This window comes from Mesorhizobium sp. WSM4829 (assembly GCF_055811475.1).
In genome coordinates this window covers 58,132-73,925 of sequence record NZ_JBVVQJ010000024.1, presented here as the reverse complement: position 1 = coordinate 73,925, position 15,794 = coordinate 58,132, and the positions used below count along the sequence as shown (strand labels likewise).

Annotated in this window: 9 protein-coding genes; 4 read left to right on the top strand and 5 right to left on the bottom strand. The window is 63.1% G+C overall.

Annotated features, from left to right (window positions below):
- Positions 1-30 precede the first annotated feature (30 nt).
- Positions 31-1,005, bottom strand: coding sequence for an alpha/beta fold hydrolase (locus tag AC0L17_RS22095; RefSeq protein ID WP_473517391.1), 975 nt, complete (start codon positions 1,003-1,005; stop codon positions 31-33).
- A 566-nt stretch (positions 1,006-1,571) separates the two neighbouring features.
- Between AC0L17_RS22095 and AC0L17_RS22090 the strand changes: the two genes are divergently transcribed.
- Positions 1,572-2,036, top strand: coding sequence for an Hsp20 family protein (locus AC0L17_RS22090; RefSeq protein WP_023798077.1), 465 nt, complete (start codon positions 1,572-1,574; stop codon positions 2,034-2,036).
- A 69-nt stretch (positions 2,037-2,105) separates the two neighbouring features.
- Here AC0L17_RS22090 and AC0L17_RS22085 read toward each other — a convergent pair whose 3' ends face one another.
- Entirely contained in the window at positions 2,106-3,158 is a 1,053-nt protein-coding gene (locus AC0L17_RS22085; protein ID WP_473517390.1) for a threonine aldolase family protein, read from the bottom strand.
- Between the two features lie 631 nt (positions 3,159-3,789).
- On the opposite strand from AC0L17_RS22085, the gene gltB reads away from it, so the two are divergent.
- Together gltB and AC0L17_RS22075 are read left to right on the top strand one after the other, a co-directional pair.
- Complete coding sequence (gene gltB / locus AC0L17_RS22080; protein ID WP_473517389.1) at positions 3,790-8,538, top strand: glutamate synthase large subunit; 4,749 nt, start codon at positions 3,790-3,792, stop codon at positions 8,536-8,538.
- A gap of 143 nt (positions 8,539-8,681) precedes the next feature.
- Positions 8,682-10,136, top strand: a complete 1,455-nt coding sequence (locus AC0L17_RS22075) for a glutamate synthase subunit beta (protein WP_292595424.1) — start codon at positions 8,682-8,684, stop codon at positions 10,134-10,136.
- A gap of 34 nt (positions 10,137-10,170) precedes the next feature.
- Here the strand turns inward: AC0L17_RS22075 and AC0L17_RS22070 are convergent, their stop codons facing one another.
- Together AC0L17_RS22070 and AC0L17_RS22065 are read right to left on the bottom strand one after the other, a co-directional pair.
- Positions 10,171-11,406 (bottom strand): SGNH/GDSL hydrolase family protein, encoded by a 1,236-nt coding sequence (locus AC0L17_RS22070; RefSeq protein WP_473517388.1) that lies wholly within the window; start codon positions 11,404-11,406, stop codon positions 10,171-10,173.
- A 127-nt stretch (positions 11,407-11,533) separates the two neighbouring features.
- Positions 11,534-12,757, bottom strand: coding sequence for a lytic murein transglycosylase (locus AC0L17_RS22065; RefSeq protein WP_091594951.1), 1,224 nt, complete (start codon positions 12,755-12,757; stop codon positions 11,534-11,536).
- Between the two features lie 212 nt (positions 12,758-12,969).
- Between AC0L17_RS22065 and galU the strand changes: the two genes are divergently transcribed.
- Entirely contained in the window at positions 12,970-13,875 is a 906-nt protein-coding gene (galU, locus tag AC0L17_RS22060) for a UTP--glucose-1-phosphate uridylyltransferase GalU (RefSeq protein ID WP_023798070.1), read from the top strand.
- Positions 13,876-13,944: 69 nt separating this feature from the next.
- On the opposite strand, the gene AC0L17_RS22055 is transcribed toward galU, so the two are convergent.
- On the bottom strand, positions 13,945-15,675 hold the full coding sequence (locus tag AC0L17_RS22055; RefSeq protein ID WP_473517387.1) for an outer membrane beta-barrel protein: 1,731 nt from the start codon (positions 15,673-15,675) through the stop codon (positions 13,945-13,947).
- Positions 15,676-15,794: the final 119 nt, after the last annotated feature.

Here is a 15,794-nt window from a genome sequence, read left to right as displayed (position 1 = left end):
TTTGCGCGTCCGGAGGAGCACGGCACTCAATCAGGAGTTGTCGTCGCTTCCCGGAATGAAGGCATCGAAGGCGGCAAAGAACTGCTCGCGATAGAAGTCGGTCTCCTGCAATATCTCATGGCGCGCACCATCGATCACCAGCAGCGAACCGAGACGCAGGCGTCTGGTGTAGGTTTCCACCGCTTTCGTCGAGACGACCTGGTCGGCGCCGGCGGCGACCACCAGCAAGGGAACCCGGATCCTGGCCATGAAGTCGGGATCGCTGATGACCTCGGAGGCCTGCGCTGCCGCTTTCAGCCAGCGGATCGTCGGACCGCCGAGCGCCAGTTGCGGGTAGGTTTCGTAGAGCAGCGTGTTGCGCCGATACCGCTCGGGATCCGATGTCACCTTGTTGACGGCAAAGGGTATGGTTTTTCTGGGCCGCGGACCCCAGGCGGCGTAAAGCTTGCCAAGACCCAGCAGACAGAACAGCGAGCAGAGGCGGCGAACGGTGGCTGTCGAGACCGGCAGGTCGGGCACCGCCAGGAAGGGCGCGATCAGCACCATGCGCCGTACGCGGTTCACCATCGACGGCCCGGCAAGCAGCGTGATCACCGCCCCGGCCGAATGGGCCAATATGTAGTACGGCCCCCGGCAGTCGGGCAGTACAATTTCCCCAAAGAACTGTTCCAGGTCGCTGGTGTAGTCGAAGAAACTGCGGACGTAGCCGCGCTCGCGATCGCTGATCAGCCGGTCGGAACCGCCCTGGCCGCGCCAGTCAAAGGTGGCGACGCCAAAACCGCGGTCGGCGAGGTTGCGGATGGTCTCGAAATACTTTTCGATGCACTCGTTGCGGCCGGTCAAGAGGACCACGGTGCCCTTCATCGGGCGGGCAACGGCGGGAAAGAGGCCATAACGGATTTTCTTGCCGTCGCGCGCGGTGAAGAAACCACCGGCCGCATTTTCCGGCAGCGGATTGCCCGGAATTTCGTGGAACAGGGGAGTTTTGGCGAGGAGGTCCGTCATTCGGCGCTGCGTTTCAAGTGTCGCTGCCTGCATGGCGCAAGCTGTGGTAGGCATAGACGCCCCATGCAGCAAAAGCAAAGGGCAGCAAAAGCAAAGGAATTCCGGACGCGTTGGAAAGGCTGAACGAGCCAGCCGGCGAGTGAGGCCGAAAGCAGCTTGCGGCATGCTTCCGGCCCCCCGTCGATCCGGGAGGAAGGGACGTTACACCCGGTCGGCCCCGTTGCGGCATCTCGCGCATAACCGCGAAAACCGCAGCCGATTTCGCCGTGAATCATGCGCAATCAAAGTGTTACAGCTTCCTTTTGCGTGTCCGAGAGGACGCGCAACGCCGTAACCGCCGCCTGTTCCTTGATCCTGGAAGCAGTCTAGCGCGACTTAGCTGAACGTCCGCCGAAGCCGCGGTTCATCTGCCGTTCATCGAGGCGGCAGAATCTTGAAATGCCTTCTCGTGCTCCCCAAATGTCTGTTGCGGCCGCCAATGTCGGGGCCGCTGGCCTATCCGGAACGCCGTCACGGGTTTCGCACCGGCCATACGCAAACCTTGTTGCTCAACAGGAGAACACACTATGCGTCACGTTGATTTTTCCCCGCTTTATCGTTCGACCGTCGGTTTCGACCGGCTGTTCACCATGCTCGATTCGCTTGCGCAGCCGGAAGGTGCACAGACCTATCCGCCCTACAACATCGAGCGCACCGGTGAGGATTCCTATCGCATCTCGATGGCGGTCGCCGGCTTCTCGGACGATGAGCTCTCGATCGAGGCTCACCGCAACGTTCTGACTGTCAAGGGTGAGCGCAAGGAGGGCAATGGCGAAGGCTCCGAACTGCTCTATCGCGGTATCGCCAGCCGGGCCTTTGAGCGCCGCTTCCAGCTTGCCGACCATGTTGATGTCGTCGGCGCCTCGCTGAAGAACGGCCTGCTCTTCGTCGACCTCAAGCGCAATATTCCCGAGGAACTGAAGCCGCGCAAGATCGCGATCACCGCGTCTTCGGCGAAGGCCAAGCAGATCGAGGCCAAGACCACCGCGTAAGCTGCGTCACAAAGACGACCTAACAGACGAGGGCGGCGCCTGGCGCCGCCCTTTTTGAATTAGGTGCCGCTATCCAGCAATTAGCTCGCCAAAGCGGTCGACCTCTTCGGCCGTGGTCGCAAAGCTGGTAACGAAACGATAGAGCGCTTCGTCCTCGCCGATATGGCCATCAAAGTCGTGCGGCTTGTGCCAGTCGTAGAAGGCGGCACCGGCCAAATGCGCCCGTTCAGCCTTGGCCTTTTTCATCACCGCGAACACTTCGTTGGCTTGCGGCAGCCAGGCCAGACGCGCCGACGCGGAATCCTCGATCAGTGCTGCGAGGCGTGCTGCCATGGCGTTGGCATGCCGGGCCGTGGCGAGCCACAGGTCGTCCTTGAAATAGGCTTCGAACTGCGCTGCGATGAAGCGCGATTTCGAGAACAATTGCGCCGCGCGCTTGCGCAGGAAGGCCAGTTCCCTGGCGCGGTCGAGGTCGAACAGCACTATAGCCTCGGCGCACCAGCAGCCGTTCTTGGTGCCGCCGAAAGAGAGGATGTCGACGCCGCCCTTCCAGGTCATCTCCGCCGGTGTTGTCTCGAGCGCGACCAGCGCATTGGCGAAGCGGGCGCCATCCATGTGCAGCGGCAGTTTGTGATGCTTGGCGATCGCCGAAATCCTGGCAATTTCGTTCAGTGTGTAGATGGTGCCGACCTCGGTCGACTGGGTGATCGACACCGCCATCGGGCGCCCGGAATGGACGATTTCTGGCGCGAACCGGCCGACCGCCCTGTCCAGCCTATTCGGATCGATCTTGCCCAGCGCGCCGTCGACGGCATGGAGCCGTGAGCCGCCGGTAAAGTATTCCGGGGCGCCGCATTCATCCTCGATGACATGCGACTCTCGATGGCAGAAGGAAATGCCGCCCGATTTGTTGTAGGCGGTCAGCGACAGGGAATTGGCGGCGGTGCCGGTGGCCACGAAAAACACCGCGACCTCGCGCCCGAAGATTTCGTTGAAGCGCTGGTATGCCGCGTCGTCGAGGGCGCCGTCGCCATAGGCGGCGGAAAACCCGCCGGCATGGGCCGACAGGCCCGCGGCGATGCTGGGATGGGCGCCTGCCCAATTGTCGGAAGCGAAATTCATGCGTTTGCCTGTGCTGGGAAAATCAAGTGCTGGGAAAATCGGGGCGACCTTGGCCGCTTTCGCATGCCGCTCGCAAGTGCCAAGCGCCGGAAAAGCGGTAAAGCCAGCGAGAGGCCGGAGACCTAAAGCGCGTCGCGTTCGGCCGGCCTCATGCGACGCGCTTTAGGTTTTTGTTTTCATGCATATCGTTATCGCAATACCGCTGCACACCCTCGGGTCAGGCCCGAGGGCATGCTTTTGCGCGACATGCATTAAGGCGGACGACTGAAGGTTGCGTTTTGGCCGGGTGGCGCGTAATTTTCTGTCTCTGGATGCCCACAATTGTTGTGAATCGGTCTTGTGCGCATCCGCAATTTCTGTCATAAAAATTTAGGACAGTAGTGCTGTCTTATTTTGTCGCACAAAACAGGCTGGATTGGCGTATCATTGGGCCTCTCCGGCCGTTGCCGCGAGCGACAGGTAGACAGCCCGGCTCTGGCCTGTACGATTGCCGGATGCGAACCAGGCCGCCTGGTTCGGCAAGGATTTCGCAAGACGGGATTTCGCAAGACGTGCCGCAAGGATGAAAGGGAAGCTCATGCGCTTCCCAACGGAAACCAGCGCCCTAAGGGCTGGGATGGAGGACAGGACGATGACGGAAGTGACGCCATCTGCGACGAACGGCCCGGCCGCGCAGACGAAAGCGCCAGCCGTCAAAAATCCGTCCATCGCCACTGGCCTGGCCAGGATCGGGCGGACCCCTACCGGGTTCGCCGCCCACGGCCTTTACGATCCGCGCAACGAGCACGATGCCTGCGGCGTCGGCTTCATCGTCAATATGAAGGGCGTCAAGTCGCATCAGATCGTCACGGACGGCCTGGCGGTGCTCGAAAATCTGACGCATCGCGGCGCCGTCGGCGCCGACCCGCTGATGGGCGACGGCGCCGGCGTGCTGGTGCAGCTTCCCGACCGCTTCTTCCGCGAGGAGATGGCCAGCCAGGGCGTCGAACTGCCCAAGCCCGGCCATTACGCCGTCGGCCATGTGTTCATGCCGCGCGATCCTGAGCTTCAGGCGCATATCGAAGGCATCATCGCCGAGGTCGCGCAGCTGGAAGGCCAGCCGCTGCTCGGCTTTCGCGACGTGCCGGTCGACAATTCATCGCTGTCAAAGGCGCCTGATATCGCTGCCTCAGAACCGGTCCAGCGGCAGGTGTTTTTGGGTCGTGGCGCCGAGATCGAGAGCGACGACGATTACGAGCGGCGGCTCTACATCCTGCGCAAGGTCATTTCCGGTCGTATCCACGAAGAGACCAAGGGCGTCGACAATGGCTTCTACGTCGTGTCGATGTCATCGCGGACCATCGTCTACAAGGGCATGTTCCTGGCCTATCAGGTCGGCGCCTATTACAAGGATCTGACCGATCCGCGCTTCGAGACGGCGCTGATCCTCGTCCACCAGCGTTTCTCGACCAACACCTTCCCGTCGTGGAAGCTGGCGCATCCCTATCGCATGGTCGCCCATAATGGCGAGATCAACACGCTGCGCGGCAACGTCAACTGGATGGCGGCGCGGCAGGCCTCGGTCGATTCCGAACTGTTCGGCAACGACATCTCCAAGCTGTGGCCGATCTCCTATGAGGGGCAGTCGGACACCGCCTGTTTCGACAATGCGCTCGAGTTCCTGACGCAGGGCGGCTACTCGCTCGCCCACGCGATGATGATGCTGATCCCTGAGGCCTGGGCCGGCAACAAGCTGATGGATCAAGATCGCAAGGCCTTTTATGAATACCACGCCGCCCTGATGGAGCCGTGGGACGGGCCGGCGGCGGTGGCCTTCACCGACGGCCGCCAGATCGGCGCCACGCTCGACCGCAACGGGCTGCGCCCGGCGCGCTACATCGTCACCGACGACGATCGCGTCATCATGGCCTCGGAAGCCGGCGTGCTGCCGGTGCCGGAGGAAAGGATCGTCAAGAAGTGGCGGCTGCAGCCCGGCCGCATGCTTTTGATCGACCTGGAGAAGGGCCGCATCGTTTCCGACGAGGAGATCAAGTCGGAGATCGCGACCAGGCATCCCTACAAGAGCTGGCTCGCCAACACCCAGCTCATCCTCGAAGACCTGAAACCGGTCGAGCCGCGGGCGCTGCGCAGGGACGTCAGCCTGCTCGACCGCCAGCAGGCGTTCGGCTTTACCCAGGAAGACACCAAGCTGTTGATGTCGCCGATGGCGACCACCGGCCAGGAAGCGGTCGGCTCGATGGGCACCGACACGCCGATTTCGGCGATGTCGGACAGATCGAAGCTGCTCTACACCTATTTCAAGCAGAATTTCGCCCAGGTCACCAACCCGCCGATCGACCCGATCCGCGAGGAACTGGTGATGAGCCTGGTGTCGTTCATCGGGCCGAGGCCGAACATCTTCGACCTCGTCGGCAATTCGCGTCGCAAGCGGCTCGAAGTGCGCCAGCCGATCCTGACCAATGGCGATCTTGAGAAGATCCGCTCCATCGGTCATACCGAGGACCGTTTCGACACCAAGACGATCGACATCACCTATGCTTCGAACGAAGGCGCGGCCGGCATGCAGGGCGCCATCGACCGGCTGTGCGAGCGCGCCGAGGCGGCGGTCGCCGGCGGCTACAACATCATCATCCTGTCCGACCGTCAGCTCGGGCCGGACCGCATCGCCATCCCGGCATTGCTGGCGACGGCGGCAGTCCACCATCATTTGATCCGCAAGGGATTGCGCACATCGGTGGGGCTGGTGGTCGAGTCCGGCGAACCGCGCGAGGTGCATCATTTCTGCTGCCTTGCGGGCTATGGCGCCGAGGCGATCAATCCCTATCTCGCCTTCGACACGCTGCTCGACATGCACAAGCGCGGCGAGCTGCCGGCCGAAGTCGACGCCAATGAGGTCGTCTCCCGCTACATCAAGTCGATCGGCAAGGGCATTCTCAAGGTGATGTCGAAGATGGGCATCTCGACCTACCAGTCCTATTGCGGCGCGCAGATCTTCGACGCCATCGGGCTGAAGACCGATTTCGTGCAAAAATATTTCACCGGCACCGCGACGCTGATCGAAGGCGTCGGGCTGGAAGAGATCGCGGCCGAAACGGTCAGCCGCCACGCCGACGGCTTCGGCAACGACCCGGTGCTGCGCAACAGCCTCGAGGTCGGCGGCGAATACATGTTCCGCATGCGCGGCGAAGCGCATATCTGGTCGCCCGATGCGGTGGCCACCCTGCAGCACGCCGTGCGCCAGGGATCGTCGCAGACGTTCAAGGACTATTCCGCTCAGATCGACAGCGAGACGGCGCGGGCGCAGAGCATTCGCGGCCTGTTCAAGATCAGGCTGGCCGAAGAAACCGGACGCAAGAAGGTCGCGCTCGACGAGGTCATGTCGGCTGCCGATATCGTCAAGCGGTTCTCGACCGGGGCGATGTCCTTCGGCTCGATCTCCAGGGAAGCGCACACCACGCTGGCGCGCGCCATGAACACCATCGGCGGCAAGTCGAACACCGGCGAGGGCGGCGAAGAGGCCGACCGTTACCTGCCGCTGCCGGACGGCGGCAAGAACCCCGAGCGTTCGGCGATCAAGCAGGTCGCTTCCGGGCGTTTCGGCGTGACGGCGGAGTATCTGGTGAACTCCGATGTGATGCAGATCAAGGTCGCGCAAGGCGCGAAGCCCGGCGAGGGCGGTCAGCTGCCCGGTCACAAGGTCGATGCCACCATTGCCAAGGTCAGGCATTCGACGCCCGGCGTCGGCCTGATCTCGCCGCCGCCGCATCACGACATCTACTCGATCGAGGATCTGGCGCAGCTCATCTACGACCTCAAGAACGTCAACCCGGCGGCTGATGTCTCGGTCAAGCTGGTCTCGGAAGTCGGTGTCGGCACGGTTGCGGCCGGCGTCGCCAAGGCGCGCGCCGACCACATCACCATTTCCGGCTATGACGGCGGCACCGGCGCATCGCCGCTGACCTCGCTCAAGCACGCCGGCAGCCCGTGGGAGATGGGCCTTGCCGAGACGCACCAGACGCTGGTGCTCAACGGCCTCAGGTCGCGCGTCGCGCTGCAGGTCGATGGCGGACTGCGCACTGGCCGCGACGTCGTCATCGGCGCACTGCTTGGCGCCGACGAATTCGGCTTCTCGACCGCGCCGCTGATCGCGGCCGGCTGCATCATGATGCGCAAGTGCCATCTCAACACCTGCCCGGTCGGCGTCGCGACGCAGGATCCGGTGTTGCGCAAGCGCTTCAAGGGCACGCCGGAACATGTCATCAACTTCTTCTTCTATGTGGCGGAAGAGGTGCGGGCGCTGCTCGCCGAGATGGGCTACACCCACCTCGACCAGATCATCGGCGACACCGACCTCCTGGAGAAGCGGGCGCTGATCCAGCACTGGAAGGCGCGCGGGCTCGACTTCAGCAAGATGTTCTTCAAGCCGGATGCCCCGCATGAGGCGGTGCACTGGACCGAGCGGCAGAAGCATCCGATCGACGACGTGCTCGACCGCAAGCTGATCGAGTTGGCCAAGCCGGCGCTGGACGCCAGGCAGCCGGTCAGCATCGAGCTGCCGATCCGCAATGTCGACCGTTCGACCGGCGCCATGCTGTCGGGCGAAGTGGCAAAGCGCTTCAAGCACAAGGGCCTGCGCGAGGACACGATCTCGGTGAAGCTCACCGGCACCGCCGGCCAGTCCTTCGGCGCCTTCCTGGCGCGTGGGGTTTCGTTCGAGCTGGTCGGTGCCGCCAATGACTACGTCGGCAAGGGCCTGTCGGGCGGACGCATCGTCATCCGCCCGCCTGAGAACACGAAGATCGTCGCCGCGGAGTCGATCATCGTTGGCAACACCGTGCTTTACGGCGCGACCGAGGGCGAGGCCTATTTCTGCGGCGTCGCCGGCGAGCGTTTTGCGGTTCGCAATTCGGGCGTGGCCGCCGTCGTCGAAGGTGTTGGCGACCATGGCTGCGAGTACATGACCGGCGGCATTGTCGTCGTCATCGGGCAGACCGGCCGCAACTTTGCCGCCGGCATGTCGGGCGGCGTCGCCTATGTGCTCGACGAGGTGGGAGATTTCGCCGAGCGCTGCAACATGGCGATGGTCGAACTGGAACCCGTTCCCGAAGAAGACGACCTGATGGAGAAACTGCTCCATCATGGCGGCGACCTCGATCACAAAGGCCGCGTCGATGTATCCGGCGACATGACCAGCCATGATGAGGAGCGGCTCTATCAGCTGATCTCGAACCACGTCCATTACACGGGTTCGGTGCGCGGCCGCGAGATCCTCGACACCTGGGCGACTTTCCGGCCGAAATTCCGGAAGATCATGCCGGTCGAATACCGCCGTGCGCTGATCGAAATGGAACGCATGCGCATGGGCGTTGCAGCGGAATAGATTTTTGCGATGGCCGGGAAGCCTGGCTTCCCGGCACGGGTCTCTTCAACAATCCTGACCTCGTGCTGAAGGTTGCCATGGCTGCCTCAAGAGGTTAACGGGTGCGGCGAAAACCGCACCATCTGGACAGCAGGAACTGGACTATGGGCAAGGTAACAGGGTTTCTCGAGATCGACCGGCAGGTGCACAAGTACCAGCCGGCTTCCGACCGCATCCGGCATTTTCGCGAGTTCACGCTGCCGATGTCGGACAAGGAGGTCGAGAAACAGGCCGCGCGCTGCATGGATTGCGGCATTCCGTACTGTCACGGGCCGACCGGCTGCCCGGTCCACAACCAGATCCCGGACTGGAACGACCTCGTCTACAATGGCGACTGGGACAATGCGATCCGCAACCTGCATTCGACCAATAATTTCCCGGAATTCACCGGCCGCATCTGTCCGGCACCCTGCGAGGAAGCCTGCACGCTGAACCTCGAGGACATTCCGGTCGCCATCAAGACGATCGAGCAGGCGATCGCCGACAAGGCCTATGAAACCGGTCATATCCGGCCCTATCCGCCGGAAAGGAAGACCGGCAGGCGCGTCGCAATCATTGGCTCGGGGCCGGCCGGCATGGCGGCCGCCCAGCAGCTTGGCCGCGCCGGCCACGACGTTCACGTCTACGAGCGCGAGAGCCGGCCGGGCGGGCTGATGCGCTACGGTATCCCCGACTTCAAGATCGAGAAGCACTACATCGACCGGCGCATCGAGCAGATGCAAGGCGAGGGCGTGAGTTTTCACTGCGGGATCAATGTCGGCGTCGACAAGCCGGTTGCGGAGCTGCTCGCCGAATATGATGCGGTGCTCTATTGCGGCGGTTCGGAAACGCCGCGCCCGGCCAACATTCCCGGCGACGATCTCGACGGCGTGCATGACGCGATGCCTTACCTGGTGCAGCAGAACAAGCGCATCGGCGGCGAGCCGATCCAGTCGGTGGCGTGGCCGTCGCCGCCGATCGTCGCCGGCGGCCAGCATGTCGTCGTCGTCGGCGGCGGCGACACCGCGTCCGACTGCGTCGGCACCGCCTTCCGCCAGGGCGCCGTGCGCGTCACCCAGCTCGACATCCGGCCGCAGCCGCCGGAAAGGGAAGACAAGCTTTCGGTCTGGCCCTACTGGGCGACGAAGATGCGCACCTCGTCCTCGCAGGCGGAAGGCGCCGAGCGCGAGTTCCAGGTGGCGACGCTCGAATTCATCGGCGAGGACGGCGCGTTGACCGGCGTCAAATGCTGCGAGGTCGATGAAAAGCGCAAGCCGATCGCCGGCACGGAATTCGTCATCCGCGCGGATCTCGCCTTCATCGCTATCGGCTTTGCCGGGCCGGCCGCCGTCGGGCCGGTGTCGGAATTGGCTGGCCAGATGAAGATCGCCATCGACAGCCGCCGCTCGAACAACGTCGAGGCCAACGATCGCGACTACAAGACCAGCGTCGAAAAGCTCTATGCAGCGGGCGATGTGCGCCGCGGTCAATCGCTGGTCGTCTGGGCGATCCGCGAGGGCCGTCAGGCAGCGCGTTCGATCGACGAGGCGCTGATGGGATCGAGCGTGCTGCCGCGCTGAGACCGTCTCCTACTTGTGCGGCCGCCCGGCAGGTTTACGGAGTGATCGCCGTGGTCGTTTCGGGCACGGCCGCCGCCGCAGGCTGCTTCCTTGGCGGCCAGGAAAAATCGTCGGCGCGTCCGGGCGAAGCAGCTGATACCTTGCCCTCGACCACGAGTTTTTCGACCGGCCCGTCCGCCTGTGCCGGGGCTGCGGCGCCGAGAAGTTCCGAACCGCCGTCGAGTGCCGGATCGCTGAGCAGCATCGGCACCGTGCGATCGACGGGCATGGGTGTCGGTGTCGGCGCCCCGACCGGAGCGCCGGCTGGTGCATAAGCTGCCAGTGTGCCCGGAGGCGAGGTCATTCCAAGGATCTTCAGCAAGGGTTTTTCGGCATAGAAGGCGAGCTTGCGTTTGCCGGCTTTCGACACACGGATGCCGTCGTCGGTGCGCAGGCGCACCGGCTGGCCATTGATGTCAGGCCCGCTGGTGACAAAGGCGCCTTCCTCGTCGACGAAACCGTCCCAGATGTCGACGAATTCGCCGCCATGGCTCTCGGCCGTCGAGCGGTAGATGTCGTTGAAAGCCAGCATGTCGGAGGTCATCTTCGGCGCCTTGAAGGCCGGCATGCCGACCCACAGATACGGCACCTTGGCCGATGCGATGGCCCTGCCGAACGCTTCGGTACGGCGTTCGTATTCCTTGGTCCACGCTTCGGACCGTGGCTGTTCGCGTTCACCGTTCACGCGCATCTGCTGCCGATCGTTGGAACCCAGCATGACGATCACGGCCGCCGGCTTTTCGGCCTCGATCAGCGACTTGATCTGTTCGGGCCAGTTGTAGAAATCGTCACGCACGAAACCGGACGAACCATTGCTGCGAACGACGATCCTGACCTTGTTGTTTTCGGCGAAGGCGGTGTCGAGACCCTCGGCGAGGCCGGTCGCCATGAAATCGCCGACCACCAGAACGGTGCGGGCATCCGGCGCCTTCTCGACAATGGGGGCTGCCGGCTCAGCCGGCCGGCGCGGCGCAGCACGCGACTTTCTGACTTTTGGCTTGCGTGGCCCGATCCTCTGAAGCCGTCGCGGCTCAATCAGTCGTGGCGGCTCCATCCGCTCGCTTCGGCGCAGAAACAACAGGTCGCGCAGCGACCAGCCACGCCTTTGTTCTTCCTGCGCCACGGCCGGCGTGTGAAAGACGGCGGCAGTGCCGACGGCCAGGACGGCAATAGCCAGAATCACGATCGGCACGCGACGAAGGATCGCACGGATACGCGCAGCCGAAACCAATTACCGTCTCCATCCCTAAAGAGCGCCGGACTCTGATACAACCGTGCCGCCGCTCTACCTTAAGTTGAGCATCGGATTTCCTCAAAACCGGTTTGGGTCCGATGCTCCAGGTCTGCCCTATGCGAGGCTAGTTCTGCCTGAGCCATTTGAGCACTTCCATGCTCGGATGTCCGTCCTGGGTCAAGCCAGCCTTCGCCTGGAAGGCCATGATGGCGGCTTTCGATCCCTCGCCGATCTTGCCGTCGAACTTGCCGTCATAGTAGCCGTACTGGGAAAGCCGTTGCTGAAGCTCCTGCCTCTCCTCGAAGGAGAGCTTCGTGAAAGGCCGCTTCCAGTCCTGCACAAGCCCACCATAACCGGCGATTTCGTCGGCAAGAAGGCCAACGGCAACCGCATATTTGTCGGCATTGTTGTAGCGCTTGATGACCGAAAAATTCTTGACCATCAGGAAAGCCGGGCCGCCACGGCCGCCTGGCACCTTCAGCGTGGCCTTCTCCCCACTCTTGAACGGCTTGCCGTTGGCACGCGTGACACCCAGCGCTTGCCATTGCGACAACGACTTCGATCCGGCCGGGAACTTCTTTCCGTCGGGAAGGCTGACTTCATAGCCCCAGGTCTTGCCGGCCTGCCAGCCGTTCTTCCTGAGCAGATTGGCGGCCGTTGCCAATGCATCGGGAATCGAATTCCAGATGTCACGCTTGCCGTCGCCGTCCATGTCGACCGCGTAGGCCTGGTAGCTGGTGGGAATGAACTGGGTATGGCCCATGGCGCCGGCCCATGAGCCGCTGAGGTGGCTTTTATCGATGTCGCCCCTTTGCAGGATCTTCAGCGCCGCGATCAACTGCGTGCGGGCGAATTTCGATCGTCTCGAATCGGCATAGCCAAGCGTGGCCAGCGAACGCACGACATTGCGCATGACATCGTCGCGCTTGAGGATTTCGCCGTAGTTCGATTCCATCGACCAGATCGCCAGCAGGATGTGACGGTCGACGCCGTATCTTGCCTCGATCCTGTCCAGCCACGGCTTCCACTTCCTGGCCATCTGCTTGCCAACAGCGACCGACTGGTCATGGACGCGGTTGTCGAAATAGTCCCAGGCGGGCGCGGTGAATTCGGGTTGATAACGCGCTTTTTCCAGCACGACCGGGTCGGCATCGCTGATGCCCTCGAATGCGCGGTCGTAAACGGCGCCGGAAACGCCGCTCCGCACCGCGGTGGCGCGGAAGCTCGCCACCCATTGCCGAAAACCGGCGTCGGCAAAAGCCGATCCGGTGGGCATCAGCAAGGCAAGCGACAGACTGGCGGCCGCAACGATGCTGGTGAAGCGCTTTGCGGCGTCGCGAACGGACATCTTTTCCTCCTTCTTCATCACAGGAAGATCATTCATCGCCGAACCCGGTTAGCATTTAGTTTACCATAGGTGCCGTTGGGAACGAAAAGGCGGGTTGGTGCTTTACGGACTACAGATTTTTTCTGACCAGCCGTTCCATAATCCCAGATTCCGGCACGAAAATGTCTTGAAGCGGGATTGCCGAACAGCCTTAGAAGCGGATATTTGACAGCATGAAGAGAGTTCGCAAGGCAGTTTTCCCGGTCGCTGGCCTCGGCACGCGTTTTCTCCCGGCCACCAAGGCCATACCCAAGGAAATGCTGACCGTCGTCGACAGGCCAGTCATCCAGTATGTGGTCGACGAGGCCCGCGAAGCCGGCATCGAGCATTTCATCTTCGTGACCGGACGCAACAAGGCGGTCATCGAGGACCATTTCGACGTTCAGTTCGAACTCTATGACACGCTCGCCCAACGCGGCAAGGACGACGAGCTCGCCCGCCTGCAGCGGCTGCAACCTTCGCCAGGGCAGACCAGCTTCACCCGCCAGCAGGTGCCGCTTGGCCTTGGCCATGCCGTCTGGTGTGCCCGCGAGCTGGTCGGCGACGAGCCCTTCGCGCTGCTTTTGCCCGATATGATCATGCAGTCCGAAAAAAGCTGCATGAAGGAGATGGTCGAGCTTTATGCCGAGACCGGCAACAACATCGTCGCGGTTCAGGAATGCGACCCCGCGGAGGCCCATAAATACGGTATCGTCGGCCGCGGCGAGGATACGCATCACGGTTTCCGCATTACCGGCATGGTGGAGAAGCCGAAGACCGGCACGGCACCCTCCAACCTATACATCAACGGGCGCTACATCCTGCAGCCGGAGATATTTGGGATACTCGAAGGCCAGGAGAAGGGCGCCGGCAACGAGATACAACTCACCGATGCGATGCTGAAGCTGGAGAAGCAGCAGCCCTTCTATGGCTGCCACTACCGAGGGCGCACCTTCGATTGCGGATCGCCGGAAGGCTTTGTCGAGGCCAACGTCGCCTTCGCGCTGTGGCGCAGCGACATGAACGGACGCATGGCGGGCGTTATCAGCAAGCTTCTCGACGAGATGAAACCGTCAGAGCAGCGGGGCGCGGCGTTCTAACCCCCGGGCTAATGCATGCGCGCAAAGGCATGCCCTCGGGCCTGAACCGAGGGTGCGCGGCGGCTTGGTTTACGGCTGCAGCGTCACCCCGACAAAGATGCTGTGGGCGGTGTAGTCGCGGCCCTCGATGTTGCTGGTCTGTTTTTCAGTTCTGGCGCGGGTGGTCAGTCCGGCATATCGGTTCAGCCACCATGTCAGTCCGGCCTCGGCGCTCAGCGTCAGATCATGGCCGTCCGACCCGATGTAGTCGCGCCAGTCTGCCCCGAGAGCTGCGTTGCCGATCAGGTTGGCACGGATTTCCCGCTCGGCGGTGAGGCGGCCGGAGTAAAGGATGGTGCCGCTTTCGCCGGCGGTTGTCGTGCCCTCGACGATCGTCTGCCCGGTGAGGCCGATCGTGGTGCCGCGTTGCGGCGACCATCTGAGGTCGGCGTTCACCGTGGCGCCCGAAATTGCCGGCAGGCGGTCATCGTCGATCGCCTCGCGCAGCCAGCCGGCGGAGAACTCGCCGGCAAGCTTCTCGCCGAGGTCGAGCTCGGCGCCGGCCCGAACCCCAAGCCGCGTCGAGGATCGTTCGAAACCATTGCTGTCGACGCGCAAATCATAGACCCGGCGGCCGATTTCGACCTCCGTGAAAGGGATGATGGCGGGCGAAATCTCATAGCCGGTGCGCAAGGTGGCGGTATAGAGCGTCGAGTCGCGGTCTTTCTGCGACAGCGTTCCGCCCGTCGAAAGCCTGGCGTCGCCGTAGATGTCATGTTCGGCTGCGCCGGTCAGGGCGAAGCGCATCTTGCCGGCATCCTTCTCGACCGCCAGGCTGCCGTCGATGGTCTGGCGCACCGGCTGCTCGGCGGTGCCTTCGATGACGACCGGCGAGGAAGCCGATTCCGGCGCCGCCTCGTAACCGAGCCTGGCGATGGCGCGCAGATCGTTGTCGAAGTCGACATTGAGCGTGCCTTCGACACGGCCGCGCGCCTCCTCAACCTCGTCGCCTGATAGGGTCTTGAGAAAGGTGCCGTAGCCGTCGACGGTAGCCGAATTCTCCCGCCAGTCGGAGATGGCGTTGAAGCGCAGCGTCGTTTCCGACAGCAGGGCCGGCTTGCCTTCGCTGCTTGAATCGGCATTCGATGAGGCCTTCAGGCCTTGCTCGAGCGTCGGCCTGATCACGAAGGAGCCGAGTTTGATGCCGGTGGCGGCGAACGGGTCGTCCTCGGCCCTCCTGTCCCGGCCTTCGATGGCTTCGGCGCGCTCGGCGCCCGGATCGAGTTGCTGCCTGTCGGCGGAATCGATGGTCACGGCACGGGAATTGATTGGGTCCGTCTCGGCGGTGTCCTCGTCATCCGTCGGGGCCGTCGTCGCAGCGGCGGCCTGTGTCTCGGCGGCTTCGTCCTGATCGGCTGCGCCCTGGGTTGTGCTCGATGGCCGGCGCGGCGGGACGGGAACGGGGGCGTCCGCAAACGGATCGTCGGTTGCTTCCGGCGGATCAAAAATGCTTCCGGTCGCCGGTGCCGCGTCGTCGTCCTGCACGGCGCCCGGGCTGGCCGGCTGATAGGTGGGCGTCGGCGCAGTGCTCTGGGTGGTTGCACCGGCCTGCGCCGTCTGATCCTGGGCGATGCTCAATTGCCTGGTTTTGCGCTGCTGGTCGTCCAGAATCGCCGATTCCGAAACCTCGCCGCGCAGCTCGGTTACCTGGGCATAGGGCTGCGCAGGCCGCAGCAAGGCGAAGACGCTGGTCGCCAGCAGCAAGGCGCAGACCGCCTTGCCGTTTCGTCTTCTTTTCTTTTCAGGCGGGGCCCCGGACATCGCTACCACTGCTTGCGCGGCGCACGCGCGCCATACTTACCGAACCGTAAACGGGGATGGTTAACGGAGGGTTGAGCGGGGGTCGATCAAAGCCCACTTGACGGCTAACGGATGGCAAT

Bases quoted from the DNA above. Each gene is read 5' to 3' on its own strand.
- AC0L17_RS22095 (WP_473517391.1), bottom strand. From the start codon at position 1,005: ATGACGGACCTCCTCGCCAAAACTCCCCTGTTCCACGAAATTCCGGGC.
- AC0L17_RS22090 (WP_023798077.1), top strand. From the start codon at position 1,572: ATGCGTCACGTTGATTTTTCCCCGCTTTATCGTTCGACCGTCGGTTTC.
- AC0L17_RS22085 (WP_473517390.1), bottom strand. From the start codon at position 3,158: ATGAATTTCGCTTCCGACAATTGGGCAGGCGCCCATCCCAGCATCGCC.
- gltB (WP_473517389.1), top strand. From the start codon at position 3,790: ATGACGGAAGTGACGCCATCTGCGACGAACGGCCCGGCCGCGCAGACG.
- AC0L17_RS22075 (WP_292595424.1), top strand. From the start codon at position 8,682: ATGGGCAAGGTAACAGGGTTTCTCGAGATCGACCGGCAGGTGCACAAG.
- AC0L17_RS22065 (WP_091594951.1), bottom strand. From the start codon at position 12,757: ATGTCCGTTCGCGACGCCGCAAAGCGCTTCACCAGCATCGTTGCGGCC.
- galU (WP_023798070.1), top strand. From the start codon at position 12,970: ATGAAGAGAGTTCGCAAGGCAGTTTTCCCGGTCGCTGGCCTCGGCACG.
- AC0L17_RS22055 (WP_473517387.1), bottom strand. From the start codon at position 15,675: ATGTCCGGGGCCCCGCCTGAAAAGAAAAGAAGACGAAACGGCAAGGCG.